Below are 13,566 nucleotides of genomic sequence, written 5' to 3' on the forward strand. Positions count from 1 at the left end.
ACACCCTACACATGTGTACCTCCTGCCAATCCTTTATTAATTACATTATTTTTGGGTGAAGCGTTTAAAAAGTCATCAACATATCCTATCCCTCCCAGTTGAGGTTGAGGACGTAAAGTCGGTATCTCCGCATCTAGTAAAGGTTGAAGCTGCTTTTGAACAGGTTCATACACCTTCTTCGACCAATTGCTTGCTGCTTTTGGGCTGATGACATTTCTCATATCGCTTAATGTTTTGGTTGCTGTATGTGCAGGTACACGCGGAACGTTTGTTACTTTTGGAATGGATTTTACGGCTGCTCCTGCGGTTTTTTCTCCTCCAATGACGCTCGCAAACAGAAACATGCTGTTTTCCCAGTGCTCTTTTAAAAGAGGTTTTTCCGGATTAAGTGCCTGCTGTCCTACATCTAAGAGTCCCATCATTGCGTGATTGACAAAGTCATACGGTGAATCAAACAATTTCCCCCTCGTTCATTCAACCCTTCTTTGAATGAACTTATCTATCGAAACCTCTATTTCCATCGCATGTTTTTTCCCTTGTATGCTAGCACTTGTATAAAATTTAATACTTAGTACACTAATTAAATAATCAGTGAAAATGCAAAAAAGCACTCATCGCCTATAATAGACAATATAGTACAGCCTTAATAAGCTCTCGATTCAAAACATATAATTAATACTCTTCAATTACCTAAGCATCCGTCCTTAATCAAGTTTAGTATTTTTTATAAAGGCAAAGACTTGAAAGGAATAAAATCCTTCAAAATAAATACAGTTTTTTTTATTTCTTTATCTGATATCTCTCTTTAATTTTATTCATATATTTTCCTATCTCTGACTCATTTTCTGGATGTCTGGCTATATAAGCACCAGTTATTTCTTTTAAATATATAAATAAAGTTTCATAGTCTATTATTACTTCTTCATCCTCTTCTACTGCAGGATAATCGAAATAAAAGGCTATCCCTTCATCTCCAAAGTAATCCTCTTCCCATTCTTCATAGTCTTCAGCAAATACAGACCAAACATGCTCTATTCCATACCCTTCTCCACCAGATAGTTTTTCTAATACTTTTAAAAATCTGTAATCTCCTAGAACTTGAAAATAGTAATTAACTAGTTTCTTATTTTTATCTTCCATTTTATCACCCCATATTATCTAATCATTTAAAGTTGGGAAGAAATTTGTTATTTTCCCTGTTGTTTCATCAATATAACCTTCAAATTTAACACCATTTTTATAGATTCCTGTAATTTTCCTTCCAACTATTTCACCATTTTTCATCGCTTCTTCACCGCACTTTAAAATTTGTTCATCTAAAATTATCTTTGGATCATAAACTGTTTTCGGTTTTCGAACTTCTTTAAGTTCTCCAGGTATAATATTCCCCTCTCTATTTAACGCAGGTAATCCATATTCAATTTCGTAAATACCTTCGATTGTAGAGTGTTGTCTCTTGGATATAATACAACTTTGTAAATCCCATCCACTTTCAATAAATGCATTCTCAAAATTCTCCATATTATGCTCACAGACAATTCCTTTATTTTTCTTTCTAACTATATCTTCTACGTTTATCGCTACGAGCGTTGTCGTTCTCGTTAGTTTGTTAGCTATGCCATATCATAACTACCCCTTCCATGTAAAATGGCATCTCGCCTAAGTCTCGTTCTTGTTCAGTTCCTCCAAGCATTAACTTTATACTCCATGATGGTACAACCATCATAAGTTATGAATTTCACACAATCATTATTCAATTCATTCCTAACTTAAACCTTTCTTTTTTTGCTCCATTCATTTTCTTCTGATCCAAGTTTATTTCCATATTAATCAATACAATCTTTGTTTTTCTGGTGTATAAATTTAAATCGAGTAAGTAAGTGTGGTCGTTATATATAAATGTTACTGCAACCAATCTCGTAATTCTGCATACCATCTTGAGTTTTTGATTCAAAACGATATTATTTCCTATTTTTTCCAATAAAAAACCTTGAAGGGCTATAAAGCCAATCAAGGTCTCTAAATTTTTTTAAATGTCTAATAAAGTATTCACATCTACATTATTTACTAACAATTCGGTTAGCGATGGTGCAATTTTCACTGCCTCCTCAATGTCCAAATCTGCGAATCTATTATAGTATACCCCAAAGCCATCTTTACCCTGTAGATAGATTAATGCACCACCTCCTTCATCATCACCAATTGCGAGCGAATTCGGAAGATGTTTCTGCACTTCATAAGCTTCATTCATTTCTATGCACCCAGATGCTCCCCAAATCCGAATATACATTTGGTCGCTAACATTAAATTCAATGTCTGAAGCTAGCTGAATTATTTCTATATATTCTGTAGGTACACCTATTGTCGAAAAATCCTTAAGTGCTTTAATTTCTTCTTTTTTCGAAGGAGATTTTCTAGCATTAATTGTGTACAAACTACTGATATTATCTAGTATGTTCATTAATAATTAATCCTTTCAAACTTAACACCTAGTTTATCTAGCATCTTGTATTGTTTTTCAAGAACTTGACTAGTAGTATTTCTTAAAAAACCAGCTTTGGTTAAATCGTCCACCATGAATTGTAATTCTTCCTGTAAAGTCGTGCTCCATTTCCCTACGCCTGAAGCCATCCGTTCATTTCTTCTCGCAGTTTCAGCATTCGTAATGGCTGTATGTGGTAATCCTTTTCCTGTCTCGATAGTTATTGTCGGAGCAAGTTTAGAATCATACCCATACTGACTTAAATTATTTTTCGCCAACTCTTGCTGTAATCCATGATGAGATTGTAATTTTCCACCATTTGGACCATCTCCTTTTGGTTTAGGTAAGGAATCCTTATGTGTTTTATTAAAATTAACATAATTAACTTCACCCGTACCCTTATCAGATGGATTTACAAATTCAATATCTTTAGGAAAAGACCTCAATGGTATGTACGATAGGAATAACCTTCCAGATTGATTTTTCCATTTGCATAAAAAAACAGATGGTTAACCATCATGAAGTTTTGTCGAAAAAATTACCTTTTCTTTTTATGTTCACTTTGCATATGCTTTGTTTTTCAATCATGTAACTTATCTAAAAAGTCACTGAATGTATCTGCGATATAAAATACATTTTCTCTTGCTAGTTCTTCTACTTGTTCTTCTGTTAATCCTTCTTTTCGCATTAACATCTCTTTTTCACCAGCATTTTCATGTTCCCAAAATACTATTGTAGGCTTATTTCGATCGTCTTTATAATCAAAGCATATTAAATTCCCTGCTGGGTCAAAAGCAAAAGGAATTAACTCTAACGGAAGTGTATCTTTATAGTCATTAAATACTTCTATAATATTTTCATCATCATCCATATCGTACGTTAACAACGTACCAAAAACCTTCCTTTTCCCTTTAACTTCAAACACTTCTGGGCTAACGTGTGCTCCATTATTATCCATAATACATTCTATATAATCTAAGGGAAATTTAAAACCTAACTCCTGCTCAACATGCCTTACCTCATCTCGTGTAATAGGCTCATCTGCTGATCTCCATTGTACCTTACTCATCTAATTCCATCCCCCCATGATGAATTAATTTCCACCTAAATGATTAACTTTATGTGTCTTAGACACTACTAATTGCATCTTACCAGGTACTTGATGGTGAGGCCCAGTCAACCCTTTTATTCTAGCCTCTCCGTTATATATATCCCTGAGTTGTTTTGTTATAAATACTTCTTTTAATATTTCTCCTTTTTCTATCGATTCTTTTAAAGCCTGTGTACATAACTTAAATTGCCTATAATCAGACGCTTTAAATATTCCTTTATCCAATGTCGTTTGAAATTTAACAGCCTCTCCTTTAAAAATTGGAAAGCCTAATATGTCATAATCTACACCTTTCACGTGTGTACCTCCCGCTAGTGCTTTGTTTAAATTAATACCTTAGCAATCCTTTGGCTAAAATAAGTACTAGGGCTGATGTGATGAGTAATTTGTTTAACCTAACTATATCTGGTATCGTACATTTTTAGAGTTTGCTTTTTTTAACTTCCTCAAACCATTCATCATAAATATCATCGGATGTTTTAATGTCGTCATGAATGTACATGAAATCATACTTGTATTCGGCTTTAAACTTTCCACTCTTCACATCATAGATTAATTTCATTTCGGTTGGCATTTCTCTCTGATGCTCTTTGCATAATACACTGACTTTTTCAATGTCCTCATTTAAAATATTTAATACCATTAAATTCCGTGTAGAAGATGTGTCATATTTTTCATCGCTGCCTTTTACCGCATCATTCAATTTGTGTGGTTTTACGTAAATATTATTAATTAAGAAAAAAAAGGCACTTGCTGTAATTCCTTCTTCACATGAACCATACACATAGACTTTATCAGCTCGATCTTCAACATATTCTAGGCAGATCGAGATCATATCCCCTTGCAACTCACTAAACTGATCTTCAAATTCTTTCATTCTATTTTTTACTCCTCTCATTTCCTAGATGCTTCTTCCAAGCAACATTGGGTGAATACATGACAGCCATTCGACTTTCATGGAAACTTGGCACAGCTATTACTTGAGCTGGTTCCAAATAGTTCATGACATCTAACCAGCGATCTAGCCATGTATCACCATCAGCTTCTAATGGATCCTGTAAAAGATCCATACAAACCCCGCCCCATTCTAATTCTGATACAACAGCGGGAGCATTTAATAAGAAGTCTCTATCAAACATTTCCAAAATATGACCGCTAAAATATGTTCTAGCTCCTATTCCCAAAGGACCGTTAGGACGAAATCTAACCGGTATAGGTAGCGATGAAATATTCATCCACTTTTGTAAACGTTCACGTTCCGTATTCCATGGATAAGGTACTGGCCAACACATTTGCGCTGTTCCAAAAGAAGGTTTTGCAATCTCTGCGATTTGATCAGCAAGTTTGAAAAAATCTGGCCACATTTTTTTTGCTATCGACTTTTGAAATTCAAGATCTAAAAATGAGCCGTGACCTGAGCGAACTTGAAAACTACCTCTATAATTTACAGATTTATCACGATACAGGTGAACTTCAGATACTCTCCCTTCTGAAACGACTTTTTCTAGAATTTCCTCGCGATTATACTCTACCCGTACCGTTTCACTGTTTCCCCAATGAGTAGGCGCAAATTTTTCATTTGATTCAAACACATCTAAAAGGCGTCCTAATAGCTCCTCTTCGTTAAAAGCTACTGTGGGGTACATTGAAATTGAAAAATAACTAGGTTTCATGTGTATTCTCCTTTACTATCGCTTAAATAAAGTCATGCAGCGTTTATTAGCGATCATAGCTAATGCTCGATCTAATGCAGGTAAAATGATATCCGATTACAGTTTATTTTTCTTTCTAACCATACCTTTTCTTTCTAGTAAATGTCTATCATAGCACTTTTAAAGTTCTACGCTAAAATGCAAAAAAGCACTTGTTGCCTCAAGTTGGCAATCAAGTGCTTTACGTTCATCTGTTCTTAAGTAGCATAAATTTGTAAGTTTTGCAGTAAAAGTATGACACCTTTTGTATGTCATGACAAATACTATCTTAAAACTTACGAGTTTGTACGAGTTCGTTAGTTTCATATACATTCCATGCGGTTTATATTTATCGCCCGGTAAAATGTCATCTCGCCTAAGCTCGTACTTCATTTTCTATTCTATCATTGCACATAATACTCTATGATGGTACAACCATCATGGAGTATCTATTTTCAAACAACCTATTATTTTTTCTATCCACTTCACATAAACTTTATTTTTCATTCATCATTATATTTTTTAATAGTGTAATTCACTTAAAAAATCAGTAAATGTATCTGCAATGTAAAATACATTCTCTCTTGCACGTTCTTCCACTTGTTCTTCTGTTAATCCTTCTTCTCGCATCAACATTTCTTTTTCACCAGCATTTTCATGTTCCCAAAATACCACAACAGGGTTATCCAAAAAAGTTCATAAAATAATAGAGTAATAGTTAATTTTGTATTTGTAATTCCCTTAAAACTTCTGTCCGCAAATCACTCGCAATATTCCCATTCTTATAATCATCCAATAAAAAATTTATTCTCTGAATATAACTATCTGAATCCTCTATACATTTTGCGAAACAATCCATAAAATGGTCTACTAATGTATCATCAACTAAAGCAATTGGTTCTGGATAATATTTGACACCTTCTCTTTCAAATGCTTTTCTACTAGTATAAGCAACTGCATCAATGACACAGTTCCAAGCTATGACATCTGTTTCATTATCTGACATCTCTTGAATTATTGTTATACCATTTTCCTCATTATCTAATAATTCATAAAGAATATCCCCTATATTTTCTTTACCTTTTAGCCATCCCCAACATTTATATATAACTTCCTGGGCTAAAATTTGATCTTCCTTTTGAGAAAATACCGACAAAACTTTTTCTGAAAGTCCAAGAAAAAATATTACTTTACCATCTTCTGTTAAACTACTAAAGTTAGTATTAGCCATAATTAACCTCCAACTAATCAATATACTTTCCATTTTTAATCATTAGATTAAGCCTACCAGTTACTTTAATACTTTCATCGATTTCCGATGTTACTTCGATTTTTAGATTAGGATATTTTAAACTTAATTGCTTTAACACACCAGGCGGAACTTTATCGTTCGCTAATCCTTGATAACACTTTCTACATACACCTGAAGGGTTCGATTGATGAAGTTTTAATGTTCCTGTTACATCTTCTGGTTTTATACCTGCTTTTATTACTGCTGAATCAAATTCATTCAGAACGCCTTCCTCTGCATGCCTAGTAAACAATGGGTTAGTCCCTGGGGCTTTAATATTCCTGTCAGGCATTACTTCATCTAAATCAGGTAATCCAGCTTCTTTTCGTACTTTCGGCGATCCTCCTTCAAAATTTAAATCTTCTAATCCTTTTACATCAGTTTTTCCAACTGCCACTGTTTCAGTTTCTGGAACATTCCATTTTTTCCTTAGTGCATCTATATCAGTTTTACCAATATCAATCTTACTAACTTCACCCGTACCCCTACCCCCAACCGAAAACATCCGCCCGAGGTCTTTCACCTTGTACCAGTCGTCTACCATCCATATAGGAGGAATAGGAACGCCAACTGGTTGGAAGGATTTGATTGATTTTGGGGCGATTTTGATTTCGCCGATTTTTTTCATGGTGTTTTTGACTTCATTGGCAACAGCGCGGTAAACTCGCTGTCCTTTTTGGACGGCTGGAATGAGGCGTTCAGTAGCTTGTGTGCTTAAAACATTCCGCATAGCCGTAAGTTTTTTGGTGCTAGTGACTACAGCGTTGGCTCCTGCTTTTGCTGTTTTGGCTGCCAGCTTGGTTGATACGACGCCGGCTCCCACAATCCCGAGGGACTGAAGCAGGCTGTTTTGGCGCTGCTCGTCGGAGATTTCATTTCCAAACATGTCTTTCCCTGTGCCAAATTCGTACAGACCGTTTGCAGCAACAAGGCCGTAGAGTCCTTTTTCTGCTTTTGAAAGAACTTCGAGGGACTTAGTCGTTTTATAGGCGTCTAACGCATGATCTGCTGCGTTGACTCCTTTGGCAACGGCATAAATTCCTTTTCCACCTTTAATGGCACGACCTGCCCATCCAACGACAGGAATAAAGCCAGCGGCCGCCATTGCACCAGCGGCGACGCGCTCAGAGGCTGATAATTTTCGGCCAGTGACGGGATCAATTCCTTCTACCGCTCTCTTAGAATCATAATATCCCGTGACCTCTCCTGTAAAGGTAGAAGCCGCATCCCATGCTTTTTCGTACCATTCCTTGTTCGCTTCTTCAATTTCTCGTCGCTTTTCTTCTTCTTTAAGTTTATGAACTTCTTCCATTTCTTTGTTGTAATCAATATAATTCGTTGCGTATTCGTTTGCTTCCTTCCGAACTTGATACAACGGACTTTCATGGTAGGCCTTCTCATCAAATAAGACAGGATAAGCTTGACCGCCTTTAGTGGTGGCGTCGTGCAACAACTGTGTTGATGTTGTCACTATTGTTCGATTTGAGTCTATTGCACTATAACTTTCTAACCAGTCCGCATCTAATTTTTCAACCGCATTCACCGTACTATTCCGCTTTTTTTCTGCTTTGTCCATGTATTCGTCATACGTTTCCTTAGAAAAAACAGAAAGAGGAAGAATATCATCAATGGTATTAAAGATCTTTTGAAGATCTGTTTGCTGTTGGTCGACAAGTTTTTTCGCTTGGCTAATCCCGTTTTGAACGTCTTGCTCAAGGAAAGGAACCGTAACAAACGTTTCTCCTGAAAGCTTAGCTTCCTCTGCTTTTATATGGAGGGTTGAAAAATGACTTTGAAGCATCCCAACTAGATCAATCCAGTTATCAGCTGTATCCACCTGATAACGATAAAAACCCTTAATTTTGTCTGCCCCTTTTCCCTTCAGACTATCATCTAAATCGACAACAGCTTGAAGCGTTTTTTTCAAGGCAACGAGCTGTTTTTTTAGTGCTTTGTAAGATTTTTCACGTTCTTTTGCGAACGTCGAAATCCCTTCTGCATCATATACTTTTCCCATTTTATTCACCCTTTTTTATTAGGAGCGCACCATGGCTTCATCTTGTTCTTTTAGTAGATCAACATTGGCTTTTGTATCATCTACACTTTTCTCTAAGGCGGTAATATAGGTTTTAAGTAGCTCTCCTAGATCTGCTTCACTTGTTTTCCATTCTTTTGTGGTATCTAATACGTTGTCTCCCATATCTAAATTGTCTGGGAGTGACAAATGCTTAATGGTCTGTTCGACATCCTTCAGCGTTTGCATAACATCTTCGTAACGCAGCTTAATCATCGTCATAATCATTTGCTCCTTACGTAATTCTTCTCCCTTCGCTATCGCCTCTTTGTTTAGAGGGCATTAACCCACAAGAAGAAAAAATAAAAACTTTAATATTTATAGTGTAAAAGTTACGCATAGAGAGAGAAATAGGAAATTATTCTCTATTTTTCTAGGTGTTCTTTCCTTTTATTTACACTAGTTCCAAAGGATGATAAACCTATAAAACATAAAAAACCCTCATGTCATAAAAATGAATGAGGGTTTTTGAACAGATAATGTGTAAACATGTTATGAAATGGCGCCTCGTACAAATGGAGAAAGAACGCTGTAAATGCCAAAGATATAAACGAGCCAAAACGTTAATGAGCGCATGCGGGCTGCTAAGAGTGGCGTTGTTTTTTTTACGATTACGATACGTAAAATTGTATATGTACATAATAATAAGAACGCAGCTCCTAAACAAACGACTCCAATGTTTCCGTTATATGCAATACCTGCGCGCTCGTATGCAAAGCGGAGAACATATTGTGTAAAAAAGAAACCGATGACGATGAAAATGAAAAGTTCGAGGAATGTCTGAAGGTATAGTCGTCCAGTTTTCATTTCGCTACCTCCTTTTATCTATTGCTTTTAGTATGATTGGAATATAATGGTTTTATAAAGTTTTTTTAAATATCACATCGTCATCGCTCAAAATACCTTGCTGAACATAACGAACAATTTTTTTGGCCTCTGTTTCAACACGACTACGAATAACAGGCGTGTTTCGCCAATTTTCTTTGGTTACATCATGACTCGGTGCGATGCAAATAGAGTAGTGGATCCAGGCAGGCATATAGGTTTGAAGCGTGAGAAGCATGCGTCGCATATGAAAAATAGTAGTGACAACCAGAATTCGGTTCACGTTTTCTAGTCCGAGCGCTCGTTCTAACACAAGAAGCGATGCAAGAACATTTTCCTTTGTGTGCTGCGAAATCTCTTCGGTTGAAATGGCCTGTGCCTGTATGCCAACTTTCACCGCCTCTTCTTTCATCAACGCGGCTTCAGTCTTAGATGATTTCCCCCATATGCCACCACCCGAAAAAATAAGGTGTGGTGCTCTTCCTAATTGATATAATTGAATGGCCTTTGGTAGACGAATCTCAACCGCTTTGCTGCTGCCAGGGACAAAAATGCAGTCTCCGTCTTTCAGATCATCTTCCATGTTTGTAAACAAAAGATCAGTCATTTGCTCTACTGTTAGCGCATCTTCTTTTAGCTCGGAAATTTTCATGATCAATCGTTCACCTCGTTTTACGTCTAGTAGTAAGCGCAATCGCGTTACTTACTACTAGTATATGACAATTTCATGAATGAGTGTAACTGATAGGTTTAGCGCATAGAAGTCAGAAGGTGAAGGAATGCATCAATATAATGATAGCGATTTCTCCCCCTCCCTGTTTGCTTAAATTCTTCAAAGAACTTCGCTACTTGAAGTGAATTAGGTAGATTTCGGATTGTAAATGGTTTCTCACCATAAGCTAAACGATCCGCAAAACAGATCCGTTCACGAAACGACACCAAAGCTCCAATCGCGTTAATGGCAATAAACATATGTCGTTTCTCATCCGAAGTAAGCCACTGTGTAAGGTCCTCCCACGTTGGGCCAGAGGCTGCAAACAGTTTATCCCATCCTTCAAAAGGAAGCGTTGCATAGTTCGTCATCCACTGAATGACGTCATTTGCCCGAAAATAGGAAAGGTGATGAAAGGCCTCATAACCAGTCATGTGCTGCCCTTCTACAAACTTTATGACAAGCGGTAAGCCAATATGTATTGGTAAACACTTAGCTGTCAAATACGATCGTTCTTTCAACAGATTTTCATCTACCCCCTCCCAAAGTGACAGAACCCATTCCCTTATCTCAGAGCCAAATAGTTCCCCTAGTAAAAGAGCCCGGTGCCACCCGTTTTCTAATAGCGATGAGGTGAGAAGTTCCTTCTTTACTTCCGATCGGTCCATTTGTGTTAAATGCATCATTTGCTTTGGACGAATTTCGCCTAAATGAGTAATGAGGCGGAGGATATCTCCGGTAGTCGAATAATCAATAACAGGTTTCTTCCCCAGACTCCAAAACCACTTTATCCATTTTAAAGCTAAGGGGTTGTCAGCACATAACCCTTCCGAAGATAAAAACAATTCAACTTGCTCCACTTCTAAACCAATTAAACAAAGAGTTGTAAGGTTATTCAAAAAATGAGCAACGTTTTTGGCGAGTAAATATTCCGTCGATTCATCTTCATACCAATAATAGACTTCACCGTCTGGTTGATCATCTGCTACGTCAATGGTAATCAAATCACCATTCCCTACATGGTGAATTAAGAGGCGTTTTTGGCCCCGTTCATCACAAAGAACTTCCAGCTCGTGAAGATTCCACTGCAATTTGCCAAAGGAGTTGTCCTTATATGGTTTAGGAACAATGAGTTCATCTGGAAATTCCCAACAGACGTCTACTGCTTTTGAGACTCCGAGAAGAGCTTCTTTTAAACTAAGAGGGAGCTTTACGTCAAGCTTTCGTTCAGTCATTACGATTTCATCCTCTGTTGCGACTGAATCCACGTATAGATACCCTTCTCCCCCTATGTTTTGTACCAGCTGCACGATATTTTCCCACTGATTCACCAAATGCTTCATTCTCTCTCGACCTTCCTATTATATTTCTTCTATATATACACTAAATTCAGAGGGTTTCGCATCTCGCGCTAGCTGAAAAACGTCTGCATTCTCAACGGAACTAAAAAAGTCGTCTAACTCTCCTTCATACTCAAAATACCATTCTTCTATTGTATGGTTTTTAAATATCGGTAAGGGTTCAAAAAGAAATTCGCAGTGCAGCTGTGTAGGCTCGTCTTCTTCTTCAATCAAAAACTGGCGAGTAAATGTAAAATGAAATTTCTTTTCGCCTGTGAAATCATACGTTCCGCATTGAAATAACAATGCGACTTCCTCTTCTCCTTCAACAGGCTGACGACTCAATTCTTTAAAAGCGCTCCAAACCGATTCAATAGTTGGGACCGTTTTAAGTTGATTTTCAATAAATGATTAAGCATTTTGAACAGTAAGCATGGTCATTCTCCTTTTTAAGGTTGATGTATACGTCTATTATACCTTTTTACAGAGGGAATGGTCTTTAAAACAGTTGTTAACAAAGTGTTTTAAACAACAATACAAAACATCGTCACTAGATAGAACGATCTGTCTATAAAACATCATAGAAGATCTCATGTATGTCTTGAAACGACATCTTTTCTTTTATAGACCATAAATTCATCAAAAAATTAATATGTTTATCTTTAAAAATTAACCAAAAAACAAGGTCTATTTCACCGTATCTAAAATCACCTTTTTGCTGTATTATTTCTTTTGGGATTTATTTCATTTTAAGGTAATAGATCGTATGAATAAAAGCTTTTAAGCTAAAATCGGATGGAGAAATGATGCTAATAACTTTACTAAGAAGAATCATTTATTTTATATTAATGAGTTTTGTATTCTTGTTGGGTATTTCAGGTAGCAAGATTATTTGTTTTGTATTAACTGCTTGGGCATTATTAATCGCCCTATTTATCAAACTAAAAAAAGAAAAGCTGCTCAAATTACTATTTGCAGATTTTGTTGCTGGCCCAAAAGGTTATAGTATAAAACAAGCACTTATATCAGCTATCGGTGTTTTTATTGTAGGGGTTATCGGTTTACTTTTCTTTTAACTTTGAAGTTAACTAATTACTCATGAAAGATTGTATTGTGACAATGAATGGGGTTATAAAAATAGCTATGAACATTTGGATGATTATCGGCGGGATTGCCATTATGGCAATCTCTATTATGTATGCGGCAAGTTTATTTAAAGATTACGATGACGAAACAACGAAAGGAAAAATAGGAACGTCCATTCTTTATCTGGCAGATCCGCATGCTGGTGGAGTGTTCTTGTATATCGGTTTTTTACTTTTGTTACTTGGTCTTGTGTCGTGAACACCTGAGGTTACCTCCATAAATGTTATTGTTTTTATGAACAAACAAGATGCAAATAAGCGCTATAAAAAAGAACAAGCCCCAAAGCTTGTTCTTTTTCCTACTTATTGTGTCGTTCGATAGTCCGCTACTGTGTACACGTCTTGACTGCGATTGATCATATAAGATGGTGCTTCTTTTCCTCGGTTCGCTCGGTGTCCAGCGATATGAGCATCGCTCTTTTCCCAGGCCTTCCATGCTTCTTCAGATTCCCAGCGAATCATGACGAGCACTTCCTCATCTCCGCGACGCTGTTTTTTCTTCATGACGCTCATGTCTAGAAATCCTGGCTGTTCTTGAATAATCGTTTTGGATTGGAAATTACCCACGACTTGATCACCGTATCCCTCTTCTACGACTATACGTTTTAACAGATTTCCACCAGAAGTCCCCTTCCTCAAGGAACGATAAGGGCGAAGCCCCGTGAGTAGGTGGGGGATGAATGGTGGGTAGGGGTAAGTCTAAAACGAACATATGTACTTGTTTTCTTTTTCTTCTTTTGGTAAGATAGGAAGATAGTCCCGATAGAAAGGAGTGAATGACGTGAATGTTCAACTGGAAACACCACACCAAAAAGGAACAAAAAAACATTACCCGAAGGATGGGTGACGTTTGGGTATCAATATGCGATTTTCCCTACAGACGAGCAGAAAGAAC

19 protein-coding genes and 1 pseudogene are annotated in these 13,566 nt (G+C 36.7%); 2 read left to right on the forward strand and 18 right to left on the reverse strand.

The features are described from left to right. Positions 1-5: 5 nt before the first annotated feature. The 17 genes and pseudogenes from AMD01_RS24745 to AMD01_RS13820 all read right to left on the reverse strand — a co-directional run bounded on the left by AMD01_RS24745 (position 6) and on the right by AMD01_RS13820 (position 11,871). Positions 6-458 carry a hypothetical protein gene (locus AMD01_RS24745; RefSeq protein ID WP_083446547.1) on the reverse strand — a complete coding sequence of 151 codons (453 nt, stop codon included), beginning with the start codon at positions 456-458 and terminating at the stop codon, positions 6-8. Between the two features lie 322 nt (positions 459-780). Continuing rightward, positions 781-1,140: a ribonuclease toxin immunity protein CdiI gene (cdiI, locus tag AMD01_RS13740; protein WP_053401997.1), complete on the reverse strand. Its 360-nt coding sequence runs from the start codon at positions 1,138-1,140 to the stop codon at positions 781-783. Between the two features lie 18 nt (positions 1,141-1,158). Further along, on the reverse strand, positions 1,159-1,617 hold the full coding sequence (locus AMD01_RS13745) for a CdiA family toxin C-terminal domain-containing protein (RefSeq protein ID WP_342666994.1): 459 nt from the start codon (positions 1,615-1,617) through the stop codon (positions 1,159-1,161). Positions 1,618-2,029: 412 nt separating this feature from the next. Then, on the reverse strand, positions 2,030-2,461 hold the full coding sequence (locus AMD01_RS13755; RefSeq protein WP_053402000.1) for an SMI1/KNR4 family protein: 432 nt from the start codon (positions 2,459-2,461) through the stop codon (positions 2,030-2,032). Further along, a complete protein-coding gene (locus AMD01_RS13760; RefSeq protein ID WP_245638948.1) occupies positions 2,461-2,928 on the reverse strand; it encodes a hypothetical protein in 468 nt (155 codons plus the stop codon). Before AMD01_RS13760 ends, AMD01_RS13755 begins: the two co-directional genes overlap by 1 nt. 134 nt (positions 2,929-3,062) lie before the next feature. Further along, positions 3,063-3,551, reverse strand: coding sequence for an SMI1/KNR4 family protein (locus AMD01_RS13765; protein ID WP_053402001.1), 489 nt, complete (start codon positions 3,549-3,551; stop codon positions 3,063-3,065). Between the two features lie 24 nt (positions 3,552-3,575). Continuing rightward, positions 3,576-3,890 carry an HNH endonuclease gene (locus tag AMD01_RS13770; RefSeq protein ID WP_245638949.1) on the reverse strand — a complete coding sequence of 105 codons (315 nt, stop codon included), beginning with the start codon at positions 3,888-3,890 and terminating at the stop codon, positions 3,576-3,578. 124 nt (positions 3,891-4,014) lie between these two features. Beyond that, a complete protein-coding gene (locus AMD01_RS13775; protein WP_053402002.1) occupies positions 4,015-4,470 on the reverse strand; it encodes an immunity protein YezG family protein in 456 nt (151 codons plus the stop codon). A 1-nt stretch (position 4,471) separates the two neighbouring features. After that, positions 4,472-5,266, reverse strand: coding sequence for a hypothetical protein (locus tag AMD01_RS13780; RefSeq protein ID WP_053402003.1), 795 nt, complete (start codon positions 5,264-5,266; stop codon positions 4,472-4,474). Positions 5,267-5,806: 540 nt separating this feature from the next. Continuing rightward, positions 5,807-5,971 (reverse strand): annotated as a pseudogene (locus AMD01_RS13785) (SMI1/KNR4 family protein); the annotation flags it as partial. Between the two features lie 31 nt (positions 5,972-6,002). Beyond that, positions 6,003-6,515, reverse strand: coding sequence for an Imm6 family immunity protein (locus AMD01_RS13790; protein ID WP_053402004.1), 513 nt, complete (start codon positions 6,513-6,515; stop codon positions 6,003-6,005). 13 nt (positions 6,516-6,528) lie between these two features. Then, complete coding sequence (locus tag AMD01_RS13795; protein ID WP_053402005.1) at positions 6,529-8,592, reverse strand: T7SS effector LXG polymorphic toxin; 2,064 nt, start codon at positions 8,590-8,592, stop codon at positions 6,529-6,531. An 18-nt stretch (positions 8,593-8,610) separates the two neighbouring features. Next, entirely contained in the window at positions 8,611-8,871 is a 261-nt protein-coding gene (locus AMD01_RS13800; RefSeq protein ID WP_053402006.1) for a DUF5344 family protein, read from the reverse strand. Between the two features lie 270 nt (positions 8,872-9,141). Further along, positions 9,142-9,456, reverse strand: coding sequence for a hypothetical protein (locus AMD01_RS13805; RefSeq protein ID WP_053402007.1), 315 nt, complete (start codon positions 9,454-9,456; stop codon positions 9,142-9,144). Between the two features lie 52 nt (positions 9,457-9,508). Continuing rightward, complete coding sequence (locus AMD01_RS13810) at positions 9,509-10,168, reverse strand: YdcF family protein (RefSeq protein ID WP_342666993.1); 660 nt, start codon at positions 10,166-10,168, stop codon at positions 9,509-9,511. A gap of 56 nt (positions 10,169-10,224) precedes the next feature. Beyond that, positions 10,225-11,529 (reverse strand): SMI1/KNR4 family protein, encoded by a 1,305-nt coding sequence (locus AMD01_RS13815; protein ID WP_053402009.1) that lies wholly within the window; start codon positions 11,527-11,529, stop codon positions 10,225-10,227. A gap of 18 nt (positions 11,530-11,547) precedes the next feature. Continuing rightward, on the reverse strand, positions 11,548-11,871 hold the full coding sequence (locus tag AMD01_RS13820) for a hypothetical protein (protein ID WP_053402010.1): 324 nt from the start codon (positions 11,869-11,871) through the stop codon (positions 11,548-11,550). A gap of 458 nt (positions 11,872-12,329) precedes the next feature. Between AMD01_RS13820 and AMD01_RS13825 the strand changes: the two genes are divergently transcribed. Both AMD01_RS13825 and AMD01_RS13830 read left to right on the forward strand, forming a co-directional pair. Beyond that, on the forward strand, positions 12,330-12,602 hold the full coding sequence (locus AMD01_RS13825) for a hypothetical protein (protein WP_157052736.1): 273 nt from the start codon (positions 12,330-12,332) through the stop codon (positions 12,600-12,602). Between the two features lie 67 nt (positions 12,603-12,669). Next, positions 12,670-12,870, forward strand: coding sequence for a hypothetical protein (locus tag AMD01_RS13830; RefSeq protein ID WP_053402012.1), 201 nt, complete (start codon positions 12,670-12,672; stop codon positions 12,868-12,870). A gap of 104 nt (positions 12,871-12,974) precedes the next feature. Here the strand turns inward: AMD01_RS13830 and AMD01_RS13835 are convergent, their stop codons facing one another. Next, positions 12,975-13,310, reverse strand: coding sequence for an antibiotic biosynthesis monooxygenase family protein (locus AMD01_RS13835; protein ID WP_083446549.1), 336 nt, complete (start codon positions 13,308-13,310; stop codon positions 12,975-12,977). Between the last annotated feature and the right edge of the window lie 256 nt (positions 13,311-13,566).

The sequence above is a fragment of the Priestia koreensis genome (assembly GCF_001274935.1).
Classification (GTDB): Bacteria; Bacillota; Bacilli; order Bacillales; family Bacillaceae_H; genus Bacillus_AG; species Bacillus_AG koreensis.

Bases quoted from the DNA above. Each gene is read 5' to 3' on its own strand.
- cdiI (WP_053401997.1), bottom strand. From the start codon at position 1,140: ATGGAAGATAAAAATAAGAAACTAGTTAATTACTATTTTCAAGTTCTA.
- AMD01_RS13755 (WP_053402000.1), bottom strand. From the start codon at position 2,461: ATGAACATACTAGATAATATCAGTAGTTTGTACACAATTAATGCTAGA.
- AMD01_RS13765 (WP_053402001.1), bottom strand. From the start codon at position 3,551: ATGAGTAAGGTACAATGGAGATCAGCAGATGAGCCTATTACACGAGAT.
- AMD01_RS13775 (WP_053402002.1), bottom strand. From the start codon at position 4,470: ATGAAAGAATTTGAAGATCAGTTTAGTGAGTTGCAAGGGGATATGATC.
- AMD01_RS13780 (WP_053402003.1), bottom strand. From the start codon at position 5,266: ATGAAACCTAGTTATTTTTCAATTTCAATGTACCCCACAGTAGCTTTT.
- AMD01_RS13790 (WP_053402004.1), bottom strand. From the start codon at position 6,515: ATGGCTAATACTAACTTTAGTAGTTTAACAGAAGATGGTAAAGTAATA.
- AMD01_RS13795 (WP_053402005.1), bottom strand. From the start codon at position 8,592: ATGGGAAAAGTATATGATGCAGAAGGGATTTCGACGTTCGCAAAAGAA.
- AMD01_RS13800 (WP_053402006.1), bottom strand. From the start codon at position 8,871: ATGACGATGATTAAGCTGCGTTACGAAGATGTTATGCAAACGCTGAAG.
- AMD01_RS13805 (WP_053402007.1), bottom strand. From the start codon at position 9,456: ATGAAAACTGGACGACTATACCTTCAGACATTCCTCGAACTTTTCATT.
- AMD01_RS13815 (WP_053402009.1), bottom strand. From the start codon at position 11,529: ATGAAGCATTTGGTGAATCAGTGGGAAAATATCGTGCAGCTGGTACAA.
- AMD01_RS13825 (WP_157052736.1), top strand. From the start codon at position 12,330: ATGATGCTAATAACTTTACTAAGAAGAATCATTTATTTTATATTAATG.
- AMD01_RS13830 (WP_053402012.1), top strand. From the start codon at position 12,670: ATGAACATTTGGATGATTATCGGCGGGATTGCCATTATGGCAATCTCT.